Genomic DNA, 25315 nt, shown 5'->3' on the forward strand with positions numbered 1-25315 from the left:
TGAACAGTATTCTAAACCACCTCTCCCATTAAGTCAAGGAAATTTGAGAAATTGGTGTCAAATTCACAAAATTCCTTTTTAACTGCCTTTAGAAGACAGCCCATTCCACTGCCAGGTATTCATTTCCGGGATGAAGTGAAAGGCGGTCAGGTCCAGTTGCAGCGGGGTCACGCTGACGTACCCTTCATGGATGGCGCCGATGTCGGTGCCGCGTTCAGGGACGCCGGTAGGACTGCCGCCGATAGTCCAGTAATACGGTCGTCCACGGGGATCCAGCCGCCGATCCAGTTGATCATGATACACCCGCAATCCCATGCGGGTAATTTGTACCCCACGAATTTCCTCGAAGGGGAGGTAGGGGATATTGACATTCAGCAAGAGGTGCGGGGGTAAGCCGTACTGGATGGTGGCAGCGACAATTTCACGAGCAACCCGCGCCGCAGTGGAATAATCGGGAGGTGTTTCCAGTGTTTCCGGAATATCCAGGCTGAAGGCAATAGCGGGAATGCCCCAGATAGCCGCTTCCATGGCGGCAGTGACTGTGCCGGAGTAGGTCACATCGTGTCCCAGATTGGCAGAAGAGTTAATGCCTGAGATGACCAGATCGACTTTTTCGTTAAAAAATCCGGCGTTTGCCAGCGCCACACAATCGGAGGGTGCGCCATCACAGGCGTGCCCGGTCAGTTCGTGATCCATTTGAACGCTTTTCACCCGTAAGGGCCTGTCCAGCGTGCGCACGTGTCCGGACGAAGACCAGTTACGTTCCGGCGCAAGTACACTGACCTGCCCCAGGGGTTTCATGGCATTTGCCAGTGCCAGCAAGCCCGGAGCATTGATGCCGTCGTCATTTGTGACCATGATGTGCATACGAATCTCTTTGTTACCTTTTTCTTAAAGTTTACCTGCTGTGCGTTAACGATAGTTGAAGGCTGGGTTATGAATGGGTAAAAAAATTGCTTAAAAATGACCCTTTGCCCCTCTTGACGTAATTTCCGCGGTTGTTATACTTGCGTCCAATATGATTTCCGTTTGCTGGTTTGGCTTAACCGCCGATAAGCGCGTCAAGCGCATCTTCCCCACACCCTCCGGGCAAGTGGGTTAGCGGCGTTTAAGCAACCAGAAGAACGTTTCATTTGCGCCAAAAACTCCCCAAGCCCGGGGAGTTTTTTGATTTTCTCGCCAAGGAGGAACCATCATGGTGGAAATACTGGACAGCACTTTAAGAGAAGGAGAGCAAACCCCATATGTCAACTTCACCGTTGAGGAGAAGGTGGAAATTGCCCGCCTTCTGGATCGGGTGGGGGTGGAGATGATCGAAGCAGGCGATCCCAGTGTCTCTCCCAGTGTGTTCGAAGCCGTGCGGCGCATTGCCTCGCTGGGACTGCGTGCCGAGATCGTGGCACATTCTCTGGCAACCCGTTCGGGCATCGAGAAAGCCCATGCCTGCGGTGTTCAGCGGGTTGTGGTGTTTTATCCCACTTCTCGCATTCATCTGGAAGCCAAGATGGGCAAAGGGGAAGAAGAAGCCCTTCATACGATTGTAGAACATGTGCGCTTTGCCCGCAGTTTGGGATTGAAGGTGCGCTATACCCCGGAAGACGCTTCCCGCACCGATTTTGAGTTTCTGGTGCGGGCTTGCAACAGCGCCATTGAAGCCGGGGCTGACCGCATCAGTTTTGCCGATACCCTGGGGATTTTGCGCCCGCATGAGATGTTCCAGCGTATCACCGAGTTGAAGAAGCGCTTGCTCCCCTGCAGGATAGATTTGCACTGCCATAACGATTACGGTTTGGCGCTTGCCAATGCTCTGGAGGGCATCCGTGCGGGTGCGGATTGCATCCATACCACCGTCAATGGTATGGGCGAGCGCACCGGCATTCCCGATCTGGCAGAGACGGTGCTGGCGCTTCACAACCTGATGGGTATTCAGCGCTACGATGTGCGCGCTTTGCCGCAACTTTCGGCGTACGTGGAGCGCGTTTCCGGGTTCTTCCTGGCGCCGAACAAACCCATCACCGGTTTGAATGCCTTTTCACACAAATCCGGCGTGCACACCAATGGGGTGCTCAAAGACCCGCGCACCTATGAGAGCATTGACCCGGCAATACTGGGGCGCGAGCGGCGTATTGTCATTGACAAATACACCGGCAAGCGGGCGGTAGCGGCGCGTCTGGCAGAGTATGGCGTGGAGGTGGACGGCGAAGCCCTGGAACAAATTGTCGAAGAAATCAAACGGGTTGGAGATGAGCGCAAAATCCTTCATGATGCCGATATCGTCGAGATTGCCGAACAGGTGACCGGCAAACGTTACGATATCTTTCCGCGCGAGATTCATGCTATCGTGATGGTTTCGGTGGAATCTCATGTCTATACCGGAACGGTAGTGCGCCGCCTGAAAAACCTCAAGTACGTCTCCAGTGTGTATGAAATAACCGGCGAACAGGATATTGCCGCGTACATCAAGGTGCCCAACACCCTGGAACTGAACAACTTTATTGAAGAACTCCGCGCCATGTCGGGAGTCAAACAGACCGAGACGCGGGTGGTGCTGAAAAAACATGCTGAAAATGGTTTCGCTTAGGAGGTAGGACAAAATGGGAACGCTGGTAGAAGAAATTTTTTCCCGCCGTGCGGGCAGATCGGTGCGAGCCGGGGAAATCATCTTGCTGGATGTGGACACCATCATGAGCCATGACAACACCACTCCCCTGGCAATCAAAGCCTTTCGGGAAATTGGTAAGCCCATTCGAAATCCGGATCAGATTGTCATCCACTTTGATCACGCCTACCCGGCACCCAATCTGCTGGCGGCAGAGAATCAGCAGAAAATTTTGCGCTTCATGCGTGAGCAGGGTATCCGGCACTTTTACCATCACGGGGTGTGTCATCAGGTGATGATTGAAGAGGGTTTCGTGCGTCCCGGAGGGGTGGTGATCGGCGCCGACTCCCACACGGTCACCTATGGCGCACTGGGCTGTTTCTCCACCGGACTTGGATCGAGCGAAATCGGTGCCGCGTGGGTTACTGGCAAGTGCTGGTTCCGTACTCCGGAGACCATTTTGATTCGCCTGGAAGGACAAACAGCACCCGGCGTTTACAGCAAAGATGTGATGCTGTACCTGGCGGGGGTGCTGGGAATGGACGGCGCTACCTATCGAGCGCTGGAGTTCGAAGGCTCGTACATCCGAAATCTGCCCATGCATGAACGCCTGGTATTTTCCAACATGTCCGTAGAACTGGGGGCAAAGTGTGGACTGATTGCTCCCGACGAAATTACCCTGCAGTATTTGGCGCAGGAAACTCGCGCCCAGCCCCCGTTTGAGGTGTTTCGGGCTGAACAGCCCCGTTATGAAAGGGTAGTCGAGATCGATGTGAGTGGTCTGGAGCCGCAGATTGCCTGCCATCCGGACGTGGATCAGGTCAAACCCTTGCGCGAAGTGGAGGGCTTGCCCATTGATGAAGTGTATATCGGTACCTGTACCAATGCGCGCTATGAGGATTTGGAAATTGCCGCCGGGATATTGCGTGGCAGGCAGGTGCATCGCTTTACCCGGGTGCTGGTGACTCCTGCCAGTCAGACTATCTATGAAAAAGCCATGCAAAACGGACTGATCGAGGTTTTTCTGCAAGCCGGGTGCACGGTGAATGCGCCGGGGTGTGGTGCCTGTCTGGGCAGACACGGCGGCGTGCTTGCCCCGGGAGAACGCGCCTTTACCACCATGAACCGCAATTTTATCGGACGTATGGGCAGTTCAGAGGCCGAAATCTATCTGGGCAGTCCTGCCGCGGCGGCGGCGACTGCGCTGGAAGGGCGCATTACCGATCCGCGAAAATACCTGTAGTGGAGGGAGATATGGGAAGGGCTTGGAAATTTGGCGAAAATTTGAATACCGATGAAATTATCCCGGCACGTTACAACATTACCATTGACGAGAAAGAACTGGCGGCAAAGGCTTTTTGTGAAATTCGTCCGGAGTTTGCCGCTCAGGTTCAACCGGGGGATGTCATTGTCGCCGGGAGAAACTTCGGTTGTGGTTCATCACGCGAGCATGCCGCTGTTGCCATCCGCGGCACGGGCGTTCAGTGTGTGATTGCCCCTTCATTTGCGCGCATATTCTTCCGCAACGCCATCAATATTGGTTTGCCGATTCTGGAATGCCCTCAGGCGGTCGAGATTGAGGACGGCGACCAGATTGAAGTGAATTTGAGCCGCGGCGAAATTCGCAATCTCTCCCAGGGGAAGGTTTACCCTGCCAACCCCTTGCCGGCATTTGTGCTCAAAATTGTGGAAGCCGGCGGATTGGTGCGCTTTTTACGCGAACACGACATTGAGGAATTGACATCATGAAGATTTATCGAATTGCTTTACTGGGCGGCGATGGTATTGGTCCGGAAGTCATCCGTGCTGCACGGCGGGTGCTGGAGGCACTGCCCCTTTGCTGGGAGTGGCTGGAAGGTGAGATTGGCTGGGGCGCGTATCAGCGCTGGGGTGACCCATTGCCCTCCGAGACTCTGACGCTTATTCGGCAAGCTGATGCTACCCTGTTTGGCGCAGTGACCACCCCACCTGATGTGCCGAATTACCGCTCGCCGGTGTTGCGGATGCGCCAGGAACTGGATTTATTTGCCAACCTGCGCCCGTGCCGTTCCATCCCACACCCCATTTCCCGTCCGGATGTTCATCTGCTGGTGGTGCGCGAAAACACCGAAGACTTGTACGTGGGGCGGGAGCGTTTGGAAGAGAATGGGGAAACGGCTGTGGCTGAGATGGTGATTACCCGCCGGGCTTCGGCGCGCATCATGCGTATAGCCTGCGAACAGGCACGTCAGCGCAGACTGCCCCGCGTGACCCTCGTTCATAAAGCCAACGTGTTGCGCCAGACCAGCGGGCTTTTCCGGCGGGTGGCACTGGAAGTAGGTGCGGAGTACCCTGACCTTCAGGTGGATGAAATGCTGGTAGATACCTGCGCTATGGAGTTGATACGCGCTCCCCAATCCTTTGGAGTGATTGTCACGACTAACCTGTTCGGCGACATTCTCAGCGATGAAGCCTCCATGCTGGTGGGCGGTTTGGGATTGGCTTGTTCGGCAAATATTGGCGAACATACGGCGGTGTTTGAGCCGGTGCATGGCAGTGCTCCCGCGCTGGCAGGAAAGAATCTGGCAAACCCGCTGGCGGCAATTGGCAGTGCGGCGATGATGCTCGACTATTTGGGTGAGGACAGGTGGGCACGTTGTGTTGAATTAGTCATTCATCGGGTGATTGCTGACCGTCAGGTAACCCCAGACCTTGGTGGGACGCTGGGAACGCAGGATGTGGCTGAAGCAGTTATTCGTTATTTGCAGTACGTAGAAGAGGTTGAGCCATGATCAGGGTGGGCTTTTTATTTACCCGATTGCGGGTGGAGGAAAAATATCTGTTAGAAGAACTGACACGGCGTCCGGGTGTGGATGTGGTTCAAATTAACGATGGGGACACTTTTTTTGATATCGCTCATCCGCCTTTGGGCGTGGATGTGCTTTTTGAGCGTTCGGTTTCGTATTCGCGCGGGTTGTACATTTCCCGCATTTACGCCGCGCATGGCGTGCCGGTGGTCAACCCGCCGGCGTTGGCGGAGCGCTGTGGCGACAAGTACGTCACCAGCCAGATTCTGGTGCAGGCAGGCATTCCTACCCCCCGCGTGCTGATGGCTTTTTCCGAAGAAGCCGCACTGGCGGCATGCGAAGAAATGGGCTATCCCTGCGTGCTGAAGCCGGTGGTTGGCTCGTGGGGCAGACTGCTGGCAAAGGTCAACGATCGCGCTTCAGCAGAAGCCTTCATCGAGCATAAAGCCACCCTGGGTGGGGTCAATCACCAGATCTTCTATATTCAGGAATACATCGAGAAACCCGGCAGGGATATCCGCGCTTTTGTGGTGGGTGAAGAGGCTATTGGCGCTATCTACCGAAACTCGGAGAACTGGATTACCAACACTGCCCGCGGTGGTCAGGCATCTAACTGCCCGGTGACCGCAGAACTGGCAGAAATTTGCGCGCGCGTAGCCTGGGCGATGGGCAAAGGCTTGCTGGCAATTGACCTGTTTGAAACCCCGCAGGGGTTGACCGTCAACGAGGTCAACCATACCATGGAGTTTCGCAACAGCATTGCCACTACTGGAGTGGATATTCCCGCCCGCATGGTGGATTATGTACTCTCTCAGGTGCGGTCGGCTTGAGCCAGAGGCTCAGCCTCTGTTCTGGGTGGAAACACCAGGCGGCGGTTGCCCAATGTGAAGAGGATGAGCGCCAGCACGCAGATGCCCGCCAGTAACGAATAAACGGGATCTGCTCCAATTGCATCGTACAAGCCGCCGGTCAGCAGGGCACTGGCTACGGATGCCAGGTTCATGGTCGAAACCAGAATGCCCTGCGCGGTGGCTTTGAGATTCTCCGGCGCGTTCTGATTGTTGAACTGCAGGGCGGCATTCCAGTAGAGGACATAAGATACGCCGTTCAACCCGTTGACGGCAATTGCCCATTCCGGCGTTGGAATCACGGTGTACAGGAACACCCGTGCAATATATCCGATGATGGCAAACCATAATGTCCGTGGAATTCCCAGTTTGCGCATGATTTGCCCGGAATACAGCATGAACGGAATCTCAAAGATTGCCGCCGCTGAAGCCACAACCCCCACCAGACTGTCGCTGGCGCCCATCCCTTTGAGCTTGATGCCCAGAAAACTGATTGCGCCACTGCTGGCAAGCCAGATAAGAAATGTGGTGGCAAGGAACACCCCCCAGCCGGGTTGGCGCAGAAGCGTTCCCAGTGCCTTCAGCGAAGGCAGGGATGAACGCGAGGCGCCGGTGCTGGAATCGGGCAAGCGGGTGGCAAGCAGGGCATACAACAGCATGATCAGGAAATAAATTGGGAACATCCAGCGCAGTCCGATGCGCTCGAACAGAAATCCAATGGTCAGGGTAGTGGAAATATAGCCGAACGTCCCGCCCAGGCGGTATTTTCCATATTCGTGGCGGCGCTCGCCCAGCAAATTGAGCGCCAGACTGTCCATTAAAGTCATGATGGCGGCATTGAATATCGCAAATACGCAGGCAATTGCCAGGAAAGCCGGAAAGGCGTGTGCCAGCGGGTAAAGCAGAGCAATTGCACCGTTTGCCGCGATGGCAAATGCCAGCAACAGGCGGGCTTTGCCGGTACGGTCGCTCAGGTATCCCCACAGGGTGGACGCAAAGAACGCCACCACGCCGCCGGACATGTTGATGACGCCAATTTGCGCACTGGTCAATCCGGATTGGCGGAGGAAGATGAGAAAATAGGTAAAGTATATTCCCCCCGCCGCGAACATTAAGAAGTACAGGGTAAAAAGGATATTGGGGTTGCTGGATGAAGGTTTCGAAAGGCTCATACGGTTGCCGTGCGAGGTGAACGGTTAAAAGCGAACAAAGTAAATGCGGCTAAACAAAACAACCCCAGTACACGGAACATGCCTGCTGGCCCGCTGGTATCGTATAGCCATCCGCTGAGTAAAGCCCCAACCATGGCGGATAAATTGGTGACGGCAATGAAGAACCCCTGCGCGGTGGCTTTATACTCGGCTGGCGCCAGTTGAAAAGCATAACTGATGGCGCTGTTCCAGAAGAACACGTAGGTAGGACCGTTCATCATGTTGATTCCCAGCACCCAGTAAGGCGAGGGCATGATCGAATACAGTCCCAGCCGCAGGGTATAAAATGCCATGGAAATCCACAACATGCGGGTAACTCCCAGCCGTTGCAGAAACCATCCGCTGTAGTACATGAAGGGGATTTCCGTGATTGCGGCAATCGTCCCCGCCAGTCCGATTAGACTGCTGGCGCCGCCCATATCCTGAATGGTCACGCCCAGAAAGTTGAGGAAACCCGCGCTGGCAGTCCACACCAGGAAGACACAAAACATAAACAGAAGCCAGGCAGGTTGTGTGACCATGCCTTTCAGCGAGGCTTTTTGTTGCGAGGAAGAGGGCAGGTGGATTACTGGAAGGCGCAGGGAAATGATTCCAAACAAAATCATGATAAACAGATATACCGGGAAAATCAGGGCCAGCCCTAACCGCTGGTAGATGAACCCTCCCAGTGAGGCGGTAAGGATATACCCTAAAGATCCTCCCAGTCGATAGCGCCCATATTGCCCGCGGTGTTCTCCCAGCAGGGTGAGGGTGAGAGCGTCGATCAAAGTAAATGCTGAGGAAGCAAAAATCCCGATGCCAATGGTCAATATCACCAGAGCCGTGAAGGTTCTCATCAGAGGGGTCAGGAAAAAGAGCCCGCCGGCAAGAAACCCGCCGATTGCCATGATCCACCGCGCCTGCCCGGTGCGGTCGCTCAGAAATCCCCAAAGCGCGGCGCCTACCATGCTGGTTAATGCGCCAATTGTGCTGAGTAAGCCAATTTGAGTCCCGGTTAATCCGATGGAAGCGTAATAAACGTTAATAAACGTAAAACTCACGCCGATGCTCGCATACAGCAGGAAGAAAAGCATCCAAAGCGTTTGTAAAGGCTTCTGGTTGGGATGGGTAGCAGCGTTGAAAGTATCCATACAGGCGATTTTACTATGAAGCCCATCAGATTCAATGAGCAATCATTGAAAGGGCTATATTTATTTCCCTCACACCTGTTGAGCGGTAGATATCGACTCGGCTTCGACTTCTTCGGCAGTAACTTCCCGCCCCCGTTTCTGGGAGAGGTAGATGCCCTCGGAAATCAGCATGGTGTTCAGTGCCAGTTCAGCGGTGGGAAGCAAAGGCACACGTCCCTGAAGTGCCGCCACCCAGTGATGCTGGGCGCTGTCGTAGCCGTCAGCATTTGCCCGCAGGGAATGCAGACGCCAGTTGAACCCGCCTATATCGGCGGTGGCGTTGATGTCCAGATCGCCCAAACTGTAGAAGAAGCCAAAGGGTTGCAGGCGGATGCCGGCTTTTGAGCCGAAAATCACCGAACCGGGCATGGCATCCATGTGGACTGCCCAGGCTTCAAAAATGTCCATGGTCAGGTTGCCTTCAAAGCGCACCAGTCCAAGCCCCAGTTCTTCCACGTCATAACCACTTTTGGCGCGGCGTTCGGCGTCCATCTCGGTTTCCTGATAGGTTGCCCCGGAAATGCGCAGGACGCGCGGATTGCCAATCAGCCACAGCATGGCGGCAATGTGATAGACCCCTAAATCGTACAGCGCTCCGCCGGAACAAATGGCTTTCTGGACAAACTGCGGGGAACCATATCCATCTACATAGGGGCGTCCGCGGCGGCGGAAACCCACCGAACGGGCGTGGTAAATGTGTCCCAGCAAGCCCTGGTCAATCAGTGCGCGGGCGGCTTTGGCTTCATCTTCAAATAGCGTATTGAGTTGAATGGAGAGCATTTTGCCCGTCTCTTGAGCGGTGCGGTACATTTTCAGCGCATCCACATAAGCGCCAGCCATGGGTTTCTCGCAGTACACGTGCTTGCCTGCCTGCAACGCGGCAACCGTCACCGGCATGTGAAAATTATTGTGCAGACACACGTCCACTGCTTCGATGTCATCCCGCTCCAGCAGTTTGCGAAAATCGGTGTAAACGTAGGGAATCCTGTACATTTCGGCTACCCGGCGGGCTTCGCTTTCGTTGATGTCGGCAATTGCCACCACTTCGACGCCCTGAATTTCCTTAGTGTACAGGTCAAGATGGCGTTTACCGATTTGTCCAACGCCAATGACCCCAACGCGAACGGTTTTACTCATGGGACAATCCTCCTTTGGTTTTTCGCCACACATTTTCGGTCAGCCAATCCCCCTCGAGAGCCTGTCTTTCAGGTTGGTACATACATCGAACATCCAGGACTGTTATAGACTCAACTCGAAAAAAAGGCAAGGTTTCTTTTTACACCCTCTTGTTTCTTTTTGGATTTTCTTTACCATATTCAAAAAACCTGATAAATGTGGATAAGCATTCCTATTATTGTGAAATTTGCCACCATTTTTGTTCCTGTGTTATACTTGCTGGTGTAGAGAATTTGGGTAAGGCTTGGAAGGATTTTCATGCTCACCGATTATTTCCCCCTGGTTGTCATCATTGTATTTGCTGTGATTCTTGCCTTTCTGGTCGTAGCGTTGGGCCACCTTTTTGGTCCCAAGCGTCCCAGCGAGAAGAAGTCCATGCCCTATGAATCGGGTATGGTGCCCTACGGTCCTGGTCAGCGGCGCATGACGGTGCGCTACTACCTGATTGCCGTGTTGTTTATCCTCTTTGATATCGAAGTGGTCTTTTTCCTGCCTTGGGCGGTAGCCTTCCGCGACCTGGGTCTTCCTGGTTTTCTCTTAATGGTGGTGTTTGTGGTGATTTTAGAGGTCGCGCATTTGTATGCGTGGAAGAAAGGAGCGCTGGAATGGGAGTAGAGCAAAAACTCGGTAATATGGGTGTGGTGACCCTGAAGCTCGAGGAAGCGGTCAACTGGGCACGCACCAACGCCATGTGGCCCATGTTGTTTGGTTTGGCATGTTGCGCTATTGAAATGATGGCGGCTCAGGCGTCGAATTACGACATGAGCCGCTTTGGCATGGAACTGATGCGCGCCAGCCCGCGTCAGTCGGACTTAATGATTGTGGCAGGGCGGGTGAGCCGTAAGATGGCGCCCGTTCTGCGTCAGTTATACGACCAGATGCCTTATCCCAAGTGGGTCATCGCCATGGGCGATTGTGCTTCCTGCGGTGGTGTGTTTAACAATTATGCCATTCTTCAGGGTGTGGATGAAATTGTGCCGGTGGATGTGTACGTGGCAGGTTGTCCACCCCGCCCTGAAGGCTTGATCCATGGCGTGCTAACCCTGCATGACAAAGTACGCAAGGAAAAACTGGTGAAGTGGGCTTAACGTTCCAGGACAAGGAAGGGTGAGAATGGACGAGAAAATGCGTACTGTAGTGGAAGGCTTGCAGAGTCGTTTCAACCTCGAAGTGCAGGAGTTTCGCGGAGAGGTAACCCTGATTGTCCCCCCGGAGCAGATTGTCGCGGTAGCGCAGACACTGCGGGATGAGCATGGTTTTGAGCAACTGGTGGATGTGACTGCAGTGGATTACTTCCCTCAGCAGGAACCCCGTTTCCACGTGGTGTATCACATCCGCTCGCTGGCTCAAACGCTGATTATCTGCCTGCGTGTTCCGCTGAATGGCAACTTCCCTTCGGTGTCTACGGTGGAGAAAGTGTACCCGGGCGCCAACTGGTACGAGCGGGAAGTGTACGATATGTTTGGAATCACCTTTGAGGGGCATTCCGACCTGCGCCGTATTCTCATGCCTTATGACTGGCAGGGGCATCCCTTGCGGAAAGATTACCCTCTGGGCTATGAGGAAGTGCAGTTCTCTTTCAATATTGACGAAGTCCTGAAGCGCAAATTGCGCCCTCGGGAATGAATCGCGGAGAGTGCTTTATGACGAATATCCGTGAAGTATCGGTAGATGAACTCAGACATCTGGTCTCGGAGCGGGCATTACAGGGCGAAACCATGTTGCTCAACATGGGACCTCAGCACCCTTCGACGCATGGGGTTTTGCGTCTGCTGCTGGAACTGGATGGCGAAATTGTGGTCAATTGCATTCCCGATATCGGCTTTCTGCATACCGGTGTGGAAAAGAACATGGAGAACAAAACGTACCAGAAAGCCGAGGTGATGACCGATCGCCTGGATTACCTGAATCCCATTGGCAACAATCTGGTGTACTGCCTGGCGGTGGAAAAGCTACTGGATTTGGATGTCCCCCCGCGAGCGCAAGCCATTCGGGTGATTCTGGCGGAACTGACCCGCATTGGTTCGCATTTGCTCTGGCTGGGTACTTCCGCGCTTGACCTGGCGGCGATGTCGGTGTTCCTCTACACCATGCGCGAACGCGAGAAGATTCTGGACATCTTTGAAATGGTTTCCGGACAGCGCATGATGACGACTTACATCCGTCCTGGTGGGCTGTGGCGCGATGTGCCGGTGGAATTTGAAGCCGCAGTGTACAAATTTATTGACGAACTGCCTCGCGAAATTCAAAAATACCACGACTTGCTGGATGAGAACGAATTGTTCCTTGACCGCACCAAGGGTGTGGCGACGATCACCCGAGACGAATGCATTGCTTACGGAGTCACGGGTCCTGTCTTGCGAGCAACCGGCATGGCATACGATATTCGTAAAGCCATTCCTTACTCGGGTTATGAGCAGTATGACTTCAACATCCCCACCCGCACTGAGGGCGATGTGTATGCCCGATACGCCGTGCGCATGGACGAAATGGAAGAGTCGTTGAAAATCATCCGCCAGGCGTTGGATAAACTGCCCTATGGGCCCGTACGCAGCAACAACCGCAAATATGTTCCACCGCCACGCTCAGAAATTGGCGTGAGCATGGAAGCGCTCATCCATCACTTCAAACTCTGGACAGAGGGTTTCTATCCACCGAAGGGCAGCGTATATGTGGCAACCGAATCCCCGCGTGGGGAGTTGGGGGTGTTCCTCGAAAGCGATGGTGGCCCCAAACCCTATCGCGTGCATTACCGCACGCCAACCTTTGCCAATTTGCAGGTCATGCCTATTCTGACCCGTGGGCAGTTCATCGCCGACGTAGTGGCGGCAATTGGAAGCATTGACATTGTTCTGGGAGATGCGGACCGGTGAACGAGTTATTACAGAACTACCCTGAAGAAGTGAAACAAATTCTGGCAAAGTATCCGGCTGAATACAAACGTTCAGCCGTCATGCCGTTATTGTATCTGGCGCAACGGAAGGAAGGGTATGTGCCCCGTCAGGCTCTTGAGGATATTGCCGAAATTCTCGAAATGTCTCCGACAGAAGTTGCCTCGATTGTGGGCTTCTACACACTGTACTACGATCAACCTGCCGGGCGTTACCACATTCAGGTATGTACTGACCTGCCCTGTGCCTTGCGCGGCGCAGATAAATTCCTGGAGGAACTTTGCCAGCGGCTGGGCATTCGCGAAGGCGAAACCACTCCGGATGGACTTTTCACTGTGGAAGCCGTGAAGTGTTTGGCGGCATGTCACCGCGCGCCGGTCTTTCAGGTTCAGGGGGATGGTGAGATTGAGTACCACGAAAATCAGACCGTGGAACTGACCCTGGCATGGATGGAGCAGGTGCGCGAGAAAGTGCGCGCAGAGAAGGAGGCGCAGTCATGAGCCAGTACGTTCTCTTACGCCATCGCGAGATTCCCCATCTCGACCAACTGGATGTGTACCTGAAGCATGGCGGCTTTGAGGCGGCAAAGAAAGTGATCACCCAGATGCAGCCTGCCGATGTGGTCAACGAGGTCAAAACCTCAGGACTGCGCGGGCGCGGTGGAGCGGGTTTTCCCACTGGCGTCAAGTGGTCATTCCTGCCCAATAACATCTGGCCTCACTACGTGGTTTGCAATGCCGACGAGTCTGAACCAGGCACTTTTAAAGATCGCGAAATTCTGGAAAGCAACCCCTTCCAATTGCTGGAAGGGTTGATGATTGCCAGTTATGCTGTGCAGGCAAACCGCGCCTATATCTACCTGCGCGGAGAGTTTTGGCAAATTGCCCGCAAACTCGATGAGAAGATTGCCGAACTGGAAAAAGCCGGGTTGCTGGGAGATCACCTGTTCGGTACGAACTACAGTTTACGTATTTACACTCACCTGGGCGCGGGCGCGTATATCTGCGGTGAAGAAACCGCTTTGCTCGAATCGCTGGAAGGCAAAATTGGGCAACCCCGTCTCCGTCCGCCTTTCCCGGCGGTATATGGGTTGTACGGTAAGCCCACAGTCATTAATAATGTGGAAACACTGACCAATCTCCCACCGATTCTTGAGAAAGGTGCGCAGTGGTATCGGAGTTTCGGCACCGAAAAGAGCCCTGGGGTGAAGATATTTTCTCTTTCCGGGAACGTCAACCGTCCGGGAAATTACGAACTGCCGCTGGGTACCACCTTCCGCGAGTTGATTTATACACACGGCGGCGGTATCCCTGAGGGTAGAAAAGTCAAAGCCATTTTGCCGGCAGGCGCGTCTTCCGCCATCATTGCTGTCAACGATGATGCCATTCTGGATACCCCCATGGACTATGAATCGGTGGCGGCGATTGGCTCGCAACTGGGGTCAGCCTCGGTCATTGTTGCCGATGAAACGGTCAACATGGCGTGGCTGGTGTCCAAAACGGTTAACTTCTTCAAACACGAATCCTGCGGAAAGTGCACCCCCTGCCGGGAAGGCACGTTCTGGATGAATCGCATTACCCAGCGCATGATGGCAGGCAGAGCCGTAGAGAGCGATGTGGATTTGCTGGCAAATGTGGCGAATCAAATTGCCGGTAAATGCCTGTGTGCCCTGGGTGAGTTCTCGGTCATGGCGGTACAGACGGGGATCCGGCAATTCCGCACCGATTTTCTCGAACAAGTGAAACAACAAACCGCGCCTGTAGCACAGGGCGATTGAGGATGTGAGGGCTTCATGGCAAACGAAGTAACCCTGACGATTGATGGTAAAACGGTTCGTGTCCCGCAAGGCACGTTAATTGTAGATGCCGCCAAGAAAGCAGGCATTGATGTACCGGTGTTCTGCTATCATCCCAAAATGGAACCGGTGGGCATGTGCCGCATGTGCCTGGTGGAAGTGGGGCGTCCGGTCATTGACCGTGCCACCAACCAGCCGGTCCTGGAAGCCGATGGTACGCCAAAAATTTCTTTTGGTCCCAAACTGGAAACGGCTTGTACCACGCCAGTCTCTGAGGGCATGGTGGTCATCACCCAGAACAAAAAAGTGGCTGATGCGCGCCGGGAAGTGCTGGAGTTTATCCTCACCTCGCACCCGCTGGACTGCCCAATTTGCGATAAGGGTGGAGAATGTCCTTTGCAAAATCTGACCATGGGTTATGGCCCTGGGGAGAGCCGTTTTCTCTTTGACGAAAAAATGCACCTCGCCAAGCATGTCCCGCTGGGTGAGTTGATTTATCTAGACCGTGAGCGCTGTATTCAGTGTTCGCGTTGTGTGCGTTTCCAGAAGGACCTGGTGGATGATCCGGTCATCGGCTTTTACCAGCGCGGCAGATCGCTGGAGATAGTGACCTACTCCGACCCCGGTTTCGATTCGTATTTCTCCGGTAACACCACCGATATCTGCCCGGTGGGCGCACTGACTACTGCGGATTTCCGTTTTGGCGCTCGCCCGTGGGAACTCAAGCCGGTGGCTTCCATCTGTACTCACTGTCCGGTAGGATGTAACCTCACATTCAACGTGCGCCGCGAAGCCGCGTCGGGCGGCAAACTGGTGATTAAGCGGGTACTTCCCCGGCAGAACGAGTCGGTCAATGAAATCTGGATTTGCGATAAAGGGCGTTTTGCTTACCACTATGTAGAAAGCCCTCAGCGCTTAACCCAACCGCTGGTGCGTAAAAATGGGGAACTGGTACCGGTTTCGTGGGATGAAGCGCTGGATACCGCCGCACAAGGGCTGAAACAGGCGGGTGAAAACCTGGTGGTGCTGGCTGGCGGACGCCTTTCCAATGAAGATCTCTTCAACCTGCGCAAACTGGCAGATGCTCAAAATGGCAAAGCCGTCCTGTACACCCACATGGGCGGTGGAGACCTGACCCAGCAGGTGGGCTTGACCCCCGGCAGTAATCTCGGTTCGCTGGGGAAAGGCGATGCGGTGCTGGTGATTGCCTCGGATTTACACGAAGAAGCCCCTATCTGGTGGATGCGCCTGAAAGCCGCGGCTGAGCGCGGGGCGTATCTGGTGGTGGCTGGGGCGCGCGTTACCCGATTGGAACGCTACGCTGCCAAAACCATACGCTACCGCTATGGCGAGGAACTGGGCGTTATTCAATCGCTGATGGATGGCGCTGTTCCTGAATTGACCGAAGCGGCTAACCTGGTGGTCTTTTACGGTTCGGATGGGCTGGATTTGCTGGGAACGAATGCGCTGGCTCAAGCCTGTGCGACTTTGCTCTATAAGAGCGGGCATTACGGACGTCCAAACAATGGTTTGGTAGCCGTGTGGAAAGAGAACAACGCTCAGGGTGCCTGGGATATGGGCTTCCATACCGTTGGTAACTTCTCCCGTACGGTACGCGAAGCCGCGGCGGTGTATATTGCCGCCGCCGACCCTGCGGGGGATGATCTCTCTCTGGCTGAGGCGCTGGATCAGGCGGGGTTTGTGGTGGTTCAGGAACTTTTCCTTACTGAAACCGCGCGGCGCGCGGATGTGGTCTTCCCTGCCCAGTCCTTTGCCGAACGCGAAGGCACGTTCACCAGCGGCGAGCGCCGTGTTCAGCGCTTCTACCCGGTGATTTATCCGGTGCAGGACAGCCGCGCTGATTTCGTCATTGCCGCGCAGGTTGCCCGTAAGTTGGGGCATGCCCTGGAAATGGCATCCCCTGCCAAGGTGTTCCAGCAAATTGCTTCTGAAATTTCCCTCTATCAGGGGTTGGCATATCCTCGCCTGGCTGAGGTGGAAGAGCAATGGCCCCCTGTCGGCCGCAGTGATCTCTACTACGGCGGCACTGCCTATGACAACCGCCATGGTTTGGGGGTGGCTTTGCCTGCTCTGAGTCAACAGGAAGGCTGGCATCTTCCCATGTTCTGGAACAATCGTCTTCCAGAGCGCACCTTTGACCTTTCCGCCATGAATCAGCAGGGCATGCTCTGGCTGGTGCCGTTCAACCGCCTGTACGATCACGGTACGACGGTTGAGCCTTCTCGTCTCTTAGAAAAACGCATGGTTTCAGCATTTGTGGCATTGCATCCTGAAACCGCGCAGGCCTTAGGCTTGGGCGGCGTTGAACAGGTACAAATTGAAGGATTAGATAGTCCTTTGCCGGTGGTTCTGGATGAAACCCTCCCGCAGGGAGCGGCGTTCTATCCGCGTAGTGCCGGTGTGCCTGTGCTGGCGCCGCGAGGGGTAAAACTGCATGCCGTGAAAGCAGAGGTACAGGAAGGGTAGCGAACATGGATGGCGCAATGATCCTTGAATGGGTGTTGAAATCGGCTTTTATCTTGCTGTTCATGACTGCAGGGTTTGCGTACACTACCCTGTTTGAACGGCGCATGATTGCCAAGTTCCAGGCGCGTATTGGTCCCAATCGTGCCGGACCGTGGGGGTTGCTTCAGCCCGTTGCTGACGGGTTGAAACTCATCTTCAAAGAGGAACTCATCCCGGCTTATGCAGATAAGGTGATGTTCGTCCTGGCGCCGGTCATCACGGTAATCCCCTCGCTGATTGTCACTGCGGTCGTGCCGTGGGGTGGGGTGGTGGACTTGTTCGGCAGGAAGGTAGCGCTTTATCTGGCGGATGTCAACGTGGGGTTACTGTATATCATGGCAGTGACCTCTATCTCGGTTTATGGTATTACCCTGGCGGGGTGGGCTTCCAACAACAAATATGCTACACTGGGTGGTTTGCGCTCCACTGCGCAGATGATTTCTTACGAAATCGCCATGGGCTTTTCTTTTATTGTTCCGGTGCTTCTGGCAGGTTCGCTCAGCCTGGTGGACATCGTCGAGGCGCAGAAGAAAATCTGGTTTATCTTCCTGCAACCCGGCGCCGCCATCATTTTGGCGATTACCATGTATGCTGAGGTCAACCGCGCACCCTTCGACATGCCCGAAGCCGAGCAGGAACTCACGGCGGGGTATCACTCCGAGTACTCCGGCATGAAATTCGCGCTGTTCTTCATGGCAGAGTATATCAAGATGATTGCTGTGGCTATGATCTTTGCCACCCTGTTCCTGGGGGGTTACCATTTCCCCTTTGTGGATCAAATTCCGGTCATCGGTCCGTATCTTGGCCCGTTTGTCCTGCTGGCAAAGACCATCGTGCTGTTGTTTGGGTTTGTGTGGGTGCGCTCAACACTGCCACGCATTCGCTATGACCGCCTGATGGCTTTTGGCTGGAAAGTGCTTTTCCCGCTGTCTTTGCTTTCGGTGCTGGTGACGGCAGTGGTGGTTTTACTGGTGAAGTAATCAGGAGGTTTGTATGTTCAAAGGGTTGCTGACCACCTTAAAAGAATGGACTGGTAAACCGGTAACCATTCAGTATCCGGAAGAGAAACGTCCCGTGCGTACCCGATTTAAGGGGCGTCATGTGTTGAAGCGTTACGAAAACGGTTTGGAGAAATGCATCGGGTGTTCCTTATGTGCGGCGGCATGCCCAGCAGATGCTATTTTTGTCGAAGCGGCAGAAAATACCGATGATGAACGCTACTCTCCCGGCGAGCGCTATGCCCGGGTGTACGAAATCAACATGCTGCGCTGTATCTTCTGCGGTTTCTGCGAGGATGCCTGTCCTACCGAAGCCATCGTGCTGGGCGATAACTACGAGTTGTCCTTCACCGACCGGCATCAGTCCATCTACACCAAAGAGATGTTGTTGGAGCCGGTTCCCGAGGGCGGAAAACCTACGCCTCAGCAGACTCCGCCCGGCGTGTACGTCCGTGCGGTTCCAGCCATGAAAGACCCGGAAGATTAAGCCGGGGGATCTCCTTCAGGAGGGGAATGGAATGACCATCGTTTTCTTCGTGCTGGCGTTTGTAGCGGTTGGCTGTGCCATCAGCATGCTGATTACCCGCAATGCAGTGTATTCGGCGTTGTTTTTGGTGCTGAATTTCGCTACAGTAGCCATCCTGTACTTGATTTTGGGAGCGCCGTTTATCGCATTGTCTCAAATCACCGTGTACGCGGGTTCTGTGATTGTCCTTTTCCTGTTCGTGGTCATGCTTTTAGGAGCAGAACGCTTGCCGGGGGCAGAACCTTTGCGCTGGCAGCGATTTATTGCCATGGGATTGGGGCTGGTTCTTGCGGTCAATTTGGGATGGTCCGTGGTGCAACGCGCGGGTGATTTGGGAGTAATTACAGCGCCTGAGAAGGGCTTTGGTGCACCGGTAGAAGTAGGGCGGGTGCTCTTCACACAATATGTATTGCCCATCCAGATTGTGGCTTTCATTTTGCTGGTTGCGGTAGTGGGTGCTGTGGTGCTTGCCCGTTCTGAAGAAATCTCCCGAAGACGAGAACTCTATCGAAAGCCGGAGGCAAAGGAGTGACATGGTCCCTGCGTCTTATTACCTTATCCTTTCAGTTGTGCTTTTCACCCTGGGGGCGCTGGGGGTTCTGTTGCGGCGCAATGCCCTGGTGGTGTTCATGTCGCTCGAGATGATGTTTAACGCTTCAAATCTGGCTTTTATCACCTTTGCCCGCATGTATAATGCTCTTTCGGCTCAGGTGGTAGTGTTCTTTGTCATGACGGTGGCGGCGGCAGAAGTTGCCATCGGGTTGGCGCTGATGGTGGAAATCTTCCGCACCAAACGCAGTGTGGACCTGGACCAGATGAACACCCTAAAGGGTTAAGGCAAGGATTGGGAGGAAACATGCCGCTAGTAACTCAGAACGAAATTCTGCCTGCCTTTCAAGCCGTCCCGTGGGTGGTCTTCTTCCCTCTCCTCGGCTTGATTTTGAATCTTCTTTTTGGCAAACGATTCAGCGAGAAATTTGCGGGCGCGGTAGCCAGTTTGGCAACGCTGGCATCCTTTGGGGTTGCGCTGACTTTGTTCTTTGCCCTGCAATCCCATCCGGAAGGCGCCAGTATCCCCTTCCTGACCTGGATTCAGGTGGGCGATTTTGTGGTCAACTGGGCGTTTCGCGTGGATACCCTCTCGGTGACCATGATGCTGGTAGTTTCGGGGGTGGGCTTGCTCATCCATATTTACGCCGCAGGCTACATGCACGAGGACGTGCGTCACAATGGTGATCCGGGACGCTATCGCCGCTTCTTCGTGTACTTTAACCTCTTCATCGCCATGATGATGATTCTGGTCAGCGCCGATAACTACCTGATGCTTTTTGTTGGGTGGGAAGGCGTTGGCTTATGTTCTTACCTGCTCATTGGTTTCTGGTTTGAAAAAGGCAAGGACGGCATTGCCAATGCCCAGGCGGCTAAGAAGGCGTTTGTGGTCAACCGGGTGGGTGATTTTGGTTTGCTCATCGCCCTGTTTCTGATGTACCAGCATTTTGGCACGCTGGAGTTTGCCAGAGTGTTTGAGCAGGCTCCCGCGCTTGCCGCGGCGACCCCGGGTGTGCTTCTGGCGATGACGCTGTTCATGCTATTGGGCGTAACGGGAAAATCGGCGCAGATTCCGCTCTACGTCTGGTTGCCCGATGCTATGGCTGGTCCCACGCCTGTTTCGGCATTGATCCATGCCGCCACGATGGTTACAGCAGGTGTGTATCTGGTGGTGCGATCCACCCCGCTTTACAGTCTGGTGCCGGAAGCCCAAACCGTGGTGACTTGGGTGGGGGCACTGACCGCGCTCTTTGCTGCCACGATTGCCATTGCTCAGTTTGACATCAAGCGCGTGCTGGCTTATTCCACCATATCTCAATTGGGCTTTATGGTGGCGGCGGCAGGTATGGGCGCTGGGGTGGCTGCGATGTTCCATCTCACCACGCATGCTTTCTTCAAAGCCCTGCTCTTCCTGGCTGCAGGTTCGGTCATCCTGGGCGTTGAGGCGGGACATGCCCGCGCTCATGCTCATGCCGATGAACACGGGCACGATGACTTTGATCCGCAGGACATGCGCAACATGGGAGGGTTGAAAGACCGCATGCCGCTGACTTTCTGGGTTTACCTGATCGGTGCGCTGGCGCTTTCAGGGATTGCTCCGTTGTCGGGTTTCTTCTCTAAAGATGAAATTCTCCATGCTGCTGAGCAAAATCATCCGGCGATTTTCTGGATTTTGTTGATTACTGCTTTCCTGACGGCTTTTTACATGGGGCGTCAACTGGTGATGGTCTTCAGCGGCACGGTGCGTACCCGTGCGGCAGGCGCGGCACGCGAAAATGGCGCTATCATCACGCTGCCGCTGGTTGGGCTGGCAATTCTCTCGGTGCTGGGTGGTTTGCTGAATTTCCCAGGTAGTTGGGGGTTGGAGCACTGGCTGGAGCATACTCTGGAGGGGATTAAGCCTTCCGAGTTTGCCCCGCTTACCGCACTGATCTCGGTTCTGGTTGCGCTGGGTGGATTGGGGTTAGCCTATGCCATTTACGCTGTAACGAATCCGCTCTCGGATGCCAAACAACCCGACCCGTTGACCCGGCTTGGCGTGTTGTGGCGGGGTATGGCGAATAAATGGAAAGTGGATGAACTCTATCACGCCTTGTTTGTGCGTCCATATGAGGCGTTGGCACGTTTCCTCGCCACGCCAGTGGATCAGGGCGTCATTGATGGCATCTCCGGCGGGCTGGCATGGCTTTCTGTACGCGCAGGCGAAGGCTTGCGGGTATTTCAGAACGGCTTCCTGCGTTCCTATGCCCTGCTGATTGTTCTGGGTGTAACGGCAATCCTGTCTTATCTTATCTGGGTGCGTTAAGGAGAGCCCATGGACTATACATTGATTTTGCTCACTTTCTCCCCGCTGGTGGGATTTCTGGTTCTCCTTTTCCTCAAAGAGGAACAAAAAACGGCATTGCGCTGGGTAGCGTTGATCACTTCACTGGTAACGTTTGCCCTTTCCCTCTGGGCACTGGCGCAGTTCCGCATGGGTGAGGGAGGCTTGCAACTAGTCTTTGATCAGCCCTGGTTCCGCCTGGCGGAGTCGCAAGTCACCTTTGCCATGGGGGTGGATGGGCTGGGCATGCTCATGATCCTGTTGACCACCTTCCTCACGCCGCTGGCGTTGCTTTCGACCTGGAGCGCCGTGCAGGAGCGGGTCAAAGGCTTCATGATTTTCTTCCTGCTCCTCGAAACGGGCATGCTGGGGGTCTTCACCGCCCAGGATCTGGTGTTGTTTTACATCTTCTGGGAGTTCACTCTCATCCCCATGTACTTCCTGATTGGGATTTGGGGAGGAGAACGGCGCATTTATGCAGCGGTGAAGTTCTTCCTCTTCACCATGTTTGGCTCGGTGCTGATGCTCCTTGCCATCCTCTACCTGGGGCTGACTGCTGGCACGTTCTCTTTGAGCGATCTGGTGCTTGCCCGTCAGGTTTTTGCCGGAGCGCAGGTGTGGCTCTGGCTGGCATTTGCTCTGGCATTTGCCATCAAGGTCCCCATGTGGCCCCTGCATACCTGGTTGCCCGATGCGCATGTGGAAGCGCCTACGGCTGGCTCGGTCATTCTGGCGGGTGTGTTGCTGAAGATGGGTTCATACGGTTTCCTGCGCTTCAACCTGCCGCTCTTTCCGGAAGCCACGCTGCAACTGGCGCCTTACATGGCGGTTCTGGCGGTGATTGGTATTCTGTACGGTGCGGTGGTTTCCTTTGCCCAGACGGACGTCAAAAAACTGGTCGCCTATTCCTCGGTGAGCCATTTGGGTTTTGTCATGCTGGGAATCTTCGCCTTGACGGCTCAGGGGTTGGCTGGAAGTATTTTGCAGATGGTCAATCATGGGCTGAGTACGGGCGCCCTCTTCCTGCTGGTGGGCATGCTCTACGAACGTCGTCATACTCGTCAGATGTCTGCCTACGGTGGTATCTGGAAAGTGGTACCTGTTTTGGGCGCAGTGATGTTGTTTATCAGCCTTTCTTCGGCGGGCTTGCCCGCCCTCAACGGCTTCGTGGGTGAATTTACCATCCTGTTGGGTTCGTTCTCTTCCAGTACCCTGGGGTCGCCGTGGTTTGCGGGGTTGGGCGCGCTGGGTGTCATCCTGGCGGCGGTGTACCTGCTGGTGATGTTTGAGCGCGTTTTCCTAGGCCCCGTCAAACATGCGGAAAATCAATCTCTCAAAGATATGAACCTGCGCGAAGTGCTTACCCTTTTGCCCATCATGATTGTCATTTTGTGGATTGGGTTGTACCCGTCTTTCTTCTTCAATCTGATGAACCCCACCGTCTCGCAACTGCTCGCTACCGTGCAGACCGCGGCGATGGCAATCCGCTAAGGTGAGGAGGCGATGATGATCACTTTGAACGATGTCCTTACCCTCCTTCCAGCAGTGGTTTTGCTGGCTTGGGGCGTGATGATGCTGGTTGTGGATTTATTCCTCCCTAAAGAACGCAAGGCTATCATTCCTTTGCTGGCAGGGCTTGGTGCGGCTGCGGGTTTGGGGGTGAATCTGGCTCTGACGGGATATTCCCAGACAGGCTTCAACGGCATGGTAGTGCTGGACGGTTTTGCCTCTTTCACGAACACCCTGCTGTTGATTGCTGCGCTCTTTGCGGTCATGCTGGCATATGACTACATGCGCCGCATGAACATCGAACGCAGTGAATGCTGTGCCTTGATGCTCATCTCTACTGCCGGGATGATGATGATGGTGCAAGCCTATGACCTCATCATCCTCTTTCTTGCGCTGGAACTGTTCTCCATCCCTCTGTACGTCATGTCCGGGCTGATTCGCGGCAAAATCTCTTCGGAAGAAGCCGCGCTCAAATACTTCCTGCTGGGTGCGTTTTCCTCGGCGTTTCTCCTTTATGGGGTGGCTTTCCTCTATGGTGCAACCCAGCACACCAATCTGGCGGGAATTGTTGCCGCTATGCAAAGCGGTACAGCAAATTACATCTTCTTGATGCTGGGGGTTGCCTTATTGCTGGTTGGCTTAGCCTTCAAACTGGCAATTGTACCTTTCCACTCCTGGGCTCCGGATGTGTACCAGGGCGCGCCTACACCCGTCACCGGCTGGATGTCGGTGAGCGTGAAGATTGCCGCACTGGCGGCGCTTTTGCGGGTGTTTGTGGTGGCGTTCCCATCGCTCTCAGCGCAAATTTCGCCCGTATTGGGCGTGCTGGCGGCTTTGACCATGATTGTGGGCAATGTGCTGGCGTTGGTGCAGACCAATATCAAGCGTCTGCTGGCGTATTCCAGCATCGCTAGTGCGGGCTATCTGCTCATGGCGTTTGTCCCTTACGGACAGGGTGAAGTGGCCTCGCATGCGGTCGCTGCAGGGCTGTTCTACATGGTGGGCTATTTGTTTACCAGTTTTGCCGCCTGGGCAGTGGTTGCGGCAGTGGAGAAAGCCGAAGGCAAAGACCTGGAAATTACCAGTTACGCCGGGCTGGCGCGACGACATCCCTGGCTGGCAGTAGCGATGCTGATTGCTATGGTGTCCTTCATCGGTGTCCCGCCTACACTGGGCTTTTGGGGTAAGTTTTATCTGTTCCGCACCGCGCTGGAAGGCGGTCTGGTCTGGCTGGCGCTGATTGGCTTGCTGACTTCCCTCTTCTCGGCTTATTACTACCTGCGTGTGGTGGTGGTGATGTTCATGCAGCCGGGCGAGGTGGAAGCCCGCCGAGAAGTGTGGGTCAACCTGCTGGCGGTAGTTTCGGCAGGGGCAACCCTGTTGCTGGCGTTCATCCCCTGGCAGATTCTGGATTGGGCAACGGCGGCTTTCCTGCGTTTCCCGTAAACTCCCCCCAGAGATATAAAATCCTTGCGGGCGTCTCTTGAGAGAGAACGCCCGCTTTGTTTTTCCTTGGAAACTCCAAGAGGATGTTTACAGGAAGAGGATGGAAAGGACGAATGCAGAGAAGGTGCAGAGGAAATTAACAGCATCATTGTTCATCCACCTCCAGCCCCGCAGGAGATGGGTGCGAGTCCCGCAGGTGTGCAGGGGATGACGCTCGGTTTCTTTTTCACACGCAGGACAGCGGTAAATGGCCTGGACGGTTGCGCCAAGCAGGGAATCGACCAGCGAACCTGCCAACCCGCTGAGAGAGAAGATCATGAACCACAACCCTGCGCCGCCAGGCGGAGGCAGCATCGGCACCCCTCCCAACAAATCTACCAGCACAAAAGGCACACCGGCAGGAATGGGCAGAATGAAGCCGTTCCAGAACAGGACGCCGACCAATGCCAGCAGAACCGCGCCGGAAAGCGCTGCCAGTGTTCCCAACAGGCTGATACCCCCTGAAGTGCCCCGTTCCACGGGGCGCAGAGTGGTGATGAGCCGCGGGGAAACAGGGCTGAGGGCTCCCAGTTCGGTTGCCCAGGTATCGGCGTTGGCGGCGGCGAGCGCGGCGATGAAGCCGACCCAGGGAAGGGGAGAGTGAGGAATAAAAGCGTGGAGAAGAGCCATCCCGCCTGCCAATCCGCCATTGGCAAGCACCTGCCAGGCATCGCGCTGATGTCCTTTAGAGAACTTTTCTTCCAGGGAACGTTTTTGTTTTCCCCACAAACGGGAGAGCAGAGAAGAAGAGACAAAGAAAGTCAGCAGGGCAATCGCCCATGCCAGCCCGCCCAGTCCAAAGATGATTGTGCCCAAGGCTAATGCCGCCCAGAACCCTGAAGGACTTAAAGCGCGCATTCGAACTGCCGCACCGGTGATCAGCAATGCAAAGAAAACGCCCAGAAGCAGTTTCAAGAGCATAGC

Annotated in this window: 24 protein-coding genes; 19 read left to right on the plus strand and 5 right to left on the minus strand. The window is 54.8% G+C overall.

Annotated elements, in window-relative coordinates; genetic code table 11:
* Window positions 1-78: 78 nt before the first annotated feature.
* On the minus strand, window positions 79-867 hold the full coding sequence (gene surE, locus ANT_RS04100; protein ID WP_013559246.1) for a 5'/3'-nucleotidase SurE: 789 nt from the start codon (window positions 865-867) through the stop codon (window positions 79-81).
* Window positions 868-1195: 328 nt separating this feature from the next.
* On the opposite strand from surE, the gene ANT_RS04105 reads away from it, so the two are divergent.
* Genes ANT_RS04105 through lysX form a run of 5 tightly spaced genes read left to right on the plus strand, consistent with a single transcriptional unit; the run spans window position 1196 to window position 6215 of the window.
* A complete protein-coding gene (locus ANT_RS04105; protein WP_013559247.1) occupies window positions 1196-2581 on the plus strand; it encodes a hydroxymethylglutaryl-CoA lyase-like TIM-barrel protein in 1386 nt (461 codons plus the stop codon).
* Between the two features lie 13 nt (window positions 2582-2594).
* On the plus strand, window positions 2595-3842 hold the full coding sequence (locus tag ANT_RS04110; RefSeq protein ID WP_013559248.1) for a 3-isopropylmalate dehydratase large subunit: 1248 nt from the start codon (window positions 2595-2597) through the stop codon (window positions 3840-3842).
* A gap of 11 nt (window positions 3843-3853) precedes the next feature.
* A complete protein-coding gene (locus tag ANT_RS04115; RefSeq protein ID WP_013559249.1) occupies window positions 3854-4348 on the plus strand; it encodes a 3-isopropylmalate dehydratase small subunit in 495 nt (164 codons plus the stop codon).
* Window positions 4345-5370, plus strand: coding sequence for an isocitrate/isopropylmalate dehydrogenase family protein (locus ANT_RS04120; RefSeq protein ID WP_013559250.1), 1026 nt, complete (start codon window positions 4345-4347; stop codon window positions 5368-5370). Before ANT_RS04115 ends, ANT_RS04120 begins: the two co-directional genes overlap by 4 nt.
* Window positions 5367-6215, plus strand: coding sequence for a lysine biosynthesis protein LysX (lysX, locus tag ANT_RS04125; RefSeq protein WP_013559251.1), 849 nt, complete (start codon window positions 5367-5369; stop codon window positions 6213-6215). Before ANT_RS04120 ends, lysX begins: the two co-directional genes overlap by 4 nt.
* On the opposite strand, the gene ANT_RS04130 is transcribed toward lysX, so the two are convergent.
* From ANT_RS04130 to ANT_RS04140, 3 genes are all read right to left on the minus strand, one after another.
* Window positions 6197-7405 carry an MFS transporter gene (locus ANT_RS04130; RefSeq protein ID WP_013559252.1) on the minus strand — a complete coding sequence of 403 codons (1209 nt, stop codon included), beginning with the start codon at window positions 7403-7405 and terminating at the stop codon, window positions 6197-6199. The genes lysX and ANT_RS04130 overlap by 19 nt on opposite strands.
* Window positions 7402-8574 carry an MFS transporter gene (locus ANT_RS04135; protein WP_013559253.1) on the minus strand — a complete coding sequence of 391 codons (1173 nt, stop codon included), beginning with the start codon at window positions 8572-8574 and terminating at the stop codon, window positions 7402-7404. Before ANT_RS04135 ends, ANT_RS04130 begins: the two co-directional genes overlap by 4 nt.
* Window positions 8575-8643: 69 nt before the next feature.
* On the minus strand, window positions 8644-9750 hold the full coding sequence (locus ANT_RS04140; protein ID WP_013559254.1) for a Gfo/Idh/MocA family protein: 1107 nt from the start codon (window positions 9748-9750) through the stop codon (window positions 8644-8646).
* Between the two features lie 297 nt (window positions 9751-10047).
* On the opposite strand from ANT_RS04140, the gene ANT_RS04145 reads away from it, so the two are divergent.
* From ANT_RS04145 to ANT_RS04210, 14 genes are read left to right on the plus strand one after another with little or no spacing between them, the layout of a single operon-like run.
* Window positions 10048-10404: an NADH-quinone oxidoreductase subunit A gene (locus ANT_RS04145; protein WP_013559255.1), complete on the plus strand. Its 357-nt coding sequence runs from the start codon at window positions 10048-10050 to the stop codon at window positions 10402-10404.
* The gene (locus ANT_RS04150; RefSeq protein ID WP_013559256.1) at window positions 10395-10877 is read left to right on the plus strand and encodes an NADH-quinone oxidoreductase subunit B; all 483 of its coding nucleotides are present in this window, start codon (window positions 10395-10397) and stop codon (window positions 10875-10877) included. The genes ANT_RS04145 and ANT_RS04150 overlap by 10 nt, the downstream gene beginning before the upstream one ends.
* Before the next feature lie 25 nt (window positions 10878-10902).
* A complete protein-coding gene (locus ANT_RS04155) occupies window positions 10903-11415 on the plus strand; it encodes an NADH-quinone oxidoreductase subunit C (protein ID WP_013559257.1) in 513 nt (170 codons plus the stop codon).
* Window positions 11416-11432: 17 nt separating this feature from the next.
* Window positions 11433-12662, plus strand: coding sequence for an NADH dehydrogenase (quinone) subunit D (nuoD, locus tag ANT_RS04160; RefSeq protein ID WP_041454620.1), 1230 nt, complete (start codon window positions 11433-11435; stop codon window positions 12660-12662).
* The gene (locus tag ANT_RS04165) at window positions 12659-13180 is read left to right on the plus strand and encodes a complex I 24 kDa subunit family protein (RefSeq protein WP_013559259.1); all 522 of its coding nucleotides are present in this window, start codon (window positions 12659-12661) and stop codon (window positions 13178-13180) included. The genes nuoD and ANT_RS04165 overlap by 4 nt, the downstream gene beginning before the upstream one ends.
* Window positions 13177-14457: an NADH-quinone oxidoreductase subunit NuoF gene (gene nuoF / locus ANT_RS04170; protein ID WP_013559260.1), complete on the plus strand. Its 1281-nt coding sequence runs from the start codon at window positions 13177-13179 to the stop codon at window positions 14455-14457. The genes ANT_RS04165 and nuoF overlap by 4 nt, the downstream gene beginning before the upstream one ends.
* A gap of 15 nt (window positions 14458-14472) precedes the next feature.
* Window positions 14473-16962, plus strand: a complete 2490-nt coding sequence (gene nuoG / locus ANT_RS04175; RefSeq protein ID WP_013559261.1) for an NADH-quinone oxidoreductase subunit NuoG — start codon at window positions 14473-14475, stop codon at window positions 16960-16962.
* A 5-nt stretch (window positions 16963-16967) separates the two neighbouring features.
* A complete protein-coding gene (gene nuoH / locus ANT_RS04180; RefSeq protein WP_013559262.1) occupies window positions 16968-17981 on the plus strand; it encodes an NADH-quinone oxidoreductase subunit NuoH in 1014 nt (337 codons plus the stop codon).
* 13 nt (window positions 17982-17994) lie between these two features.
* The gene (gene nuoI, locus ANT_RS04185; protein WP_013559263.1) at window positions 17995-18486 is read left to right on the plus strand and encodes an NADH-quinone oxidoreductase subunit NuoI; all 492 of its coding nucleotides are present in this window, start codon (window positions 17995-17997) and stop codon (window positions 18484-18486) included.
* A 31-nt stretch (window positions 18487-18517) separates the two neighbouring features.
* A complete protein-coding gene (locus tag ANT_RS04190) occupies window positions 18518-19057 on the plus strand; it encodes an NADH-quinone oxidoreductase subunit J family protein (RefSeq protein ID WP_013559264.1) in 540 nt (179 codons plus the stop codon).
* 1 nt (window position 19058) lies between these two features.
* Window positions 19059-19361, plus strand: a complete 303-nt coding sequence (nuoK, locus tag ANT_RS04195; protein WP_013559265.1) for an NADH-quinone oxidoreductase subunit NuoK — start codon at window positions 19059-19061, stop codon at window positions 19359-19361.
* Between the two features lie 20 nt (window positions 19362-19381).
* Entirely contained in the window at window positions 19382-21379 is a 1998-nt protein-coding gene (gene nuoL, locus ANT_RS04200) for an NADH-quinone oxidoreductase subunit L (RefSeq protein ID WP_013559266.1), read from the plus strand.
* Window positions 21380-21388: 9 nt separating this feature from the next.
* Window positions 21389-22888, plus strand: a complete 1500-nt coding sequence (locus ANT_RS04205) for a complex I subunit 4 family protein (protein WP_013559267.1) — start codon at window positions 21389-21391, stop codon at window positions 22886-22888.
* A gap of 12 nt (window positions 22889-22900) precedes the next feature.
* Window positions 22901-24352, plus strand: coding sequence for an NADH-quinone oxidoreductase subunit N (locus tag ANT_RS04210; protein ID WP_013559268.1), 1452 nt, complete (start codon window positions 22901-22903; stop codon window positions 24350-24352).
* A gap of 87 nt (window positions 24353-24439) precedes the next feature.
* Here the strand turns inward: ANT_RS04210 and ANT_RS04215 are convergent, their stop codons facing one another.
* Complete coding sequence (locus ANT_RS04215; RefSeq protein ID WP_013559269.1) at window positions 24440-25312, minus strand: DUF92 domain-containing protein; 873 nt, start codon at window positions 25310-25312, stop codon at window positions 24440-24442.
* Window positions 25313-25315 lie beyond the last annotated feature (3 nt).

Source organism: Anaerolinea thermophila UNI-1, from assembly GCF_000199675.1.
In the GTDB taxonomy this organism is placed as follows: domain Bacteria; phylum Chloroflexota; class Anaerolineae; order Anaerolineales; family Anaerolineaceae; genus Anaerolinea; species Anaerolinea thermophila.

What these genes read in the sequence shown, in the direction of transcription:
- surE (WP_013559246.1), bottom strand. Translation starts at nt 867, where the DNA reads ATGCACATCATGGTCACAAATGACGACGGCATCAATGCTCCGGGCTTG.
- ANT_RS04105 (WP_013559247.1), top strand. Translation starts at nt 1,196, where the DNA reads ATGGTGGAAATACTGGACAGCACTTTAAGAGAAGGAGAGCAAACCCCA.
- ANT_RS04110 (WP_013559248.1), top strand. Translation starts at nt 2,595, where the DNA reads ATGGGAACGCTGGTAGAAGAAATTTTTTCCCGCCGTGCGGGCAGATCG.
- ANT_RS04115 (WP_013559249.1), top strand. Translation starts at nt 3,854, where the DNA reads ATGGGAAGGGCTTGGAAATTTGGCGAAAATTTGAATACCGATGAAATT.
- ANT_RS04120 (WP_013559250.1), top strand. Translation starts at nt 4,345, where the DNA reads ATGAAGATTTATCGAATTGCTTTACTGGGCGGCGATGGTATTGGTCCG.
- lysX (WP_013559251.1), top strand. Translation starts at nt 5,367, where the DNA reads ATGATCAGGGTGGGCTTTTTATTTACCCGATTGCGGGTGGAGGAAAAA.
- ANT_RS04130 (WP_013559252.1), bottom strand. Translation starts at nt 7,405, where the DNA reads ATGAGCCTTTCGAAACCTTCATCCAGCAACCCCAATATCCTTTTTACC.
- ANT_RS04135 (WP_013559253.1), bottom strand. Translation starts at nt 8,574, where the DNA reads ATGGATACTTTCAACGCTGCTACCCATCCCAACCAGAAGCCTTTACAA.
- ANT_RS04140 (WP_013559254.1), bottom strand. Translation starts at nt 9,750, where the DNA reads ATGAGTAAAACCGTTCGCGTTGGGGTCATTGGCGTTGGACAAATCGGT.
- ANT_RS04145 (WP_013559255.1), top strand. Translation starts at nt 10,048, where the DNA reads ATGCTCACCGATTATTTCCCCCTGGTTGTCATCATTGTATTTGCTGTG.
- ANT_RS04150 (WP_013559256.1), top strand. Translation starts at nt 10,395, where the DNA reads ATGGGAGTAGAGCAAAAACTCGGTAATATGGGTGTGGTGACCCTGAAG.
- ANT_RS04155 (WP_013559257.1), top strand. Translation starts at nt 10,903, where the DNA reads ATGGACGAGAAAATGCGTACTGTAGTGGAAGGCTTGCAGAGTCGTTTC.
- nuoD (WP_041454620.1), top strand. Translation starts at nt 11,433, where the DNA reads ATGACGAATATCCGTGAAGTATCGGTAGATGAACTCAGACATCTGGTC.
- nuoF (WP_013559260.1), top strand. Translation starts at nt 13,177, where the DNA reads ATGAGCCAGTACGTTCTCTTACGCCATCGCGAGATTCCCCATCTCGAC.
- nuoG (WP_013559261.1), top strand. Translation starts at nt 14,473, where the DNA reads ATGGCAAACGAAGTAACCCTGACGATTGATGGTAAAACGGTTCGTGTC.
- nuoH (WP_013559262.1), top strand. Translation starts at nt 16,968, where the DNA reads ATGGATGGCGCAATGATCCTTGAATGGGTGTTGAAATCGGCTTTTATC.
- nuoI (WP_013559263.1), top strand. Translation starts at nt 17,995, where the DNA reads ATGTTCAAAGGGTTGCTGACCACCTTAAAAGAATGGACTGGTAAACCG.
- ANT_RS04190 (WP_013559264.1), top strand. Translation starts at nt 18,518, where the DNA reads ATGACCATCGTTTTCTTCGTGCTGGCGTTTGTAGCGGTTGGCTGTGCC.
- nuoK (WP_013559265.1), top strand. Translation starts at nt 19,059, where the DNA reads ATGGTCCCTGCGTCTTATTACCTTATCCTTTCAGTTGTGCTTTTCACC.
- nuoL (WP_013559266.1), top strand. Translation starts at nt 19,382, where the DNA reads ATGCCGCTAGTAACTCAGAACGAAATTCTGCCTGCCTTTCAAGCCGTC.
- ANT_RS04205 (WP_013559267.1), top strand. Translation starts at nt 21,389, where the DNA reads ATGGACTATACATTGATTTTGCTCACTTTCTCCCCGCTGGTGGGATTT.
- ANT_RS04210 (WP_013559268.1), top strand. Translation starts at nt 22,901, where the DNA reads ATGATGATCACTTTGAACGATGTCCTTACCCTCCTTCCAGCAGTGGTT.
- ANT_RS04215 (WP_013559269.1), bottom strand. Translation starts at nt 25,312, where the DNA reads ATGCTCTTGAAACTGCTTCTGGGCGTTTTCTTTGCATTGCTGATCACC.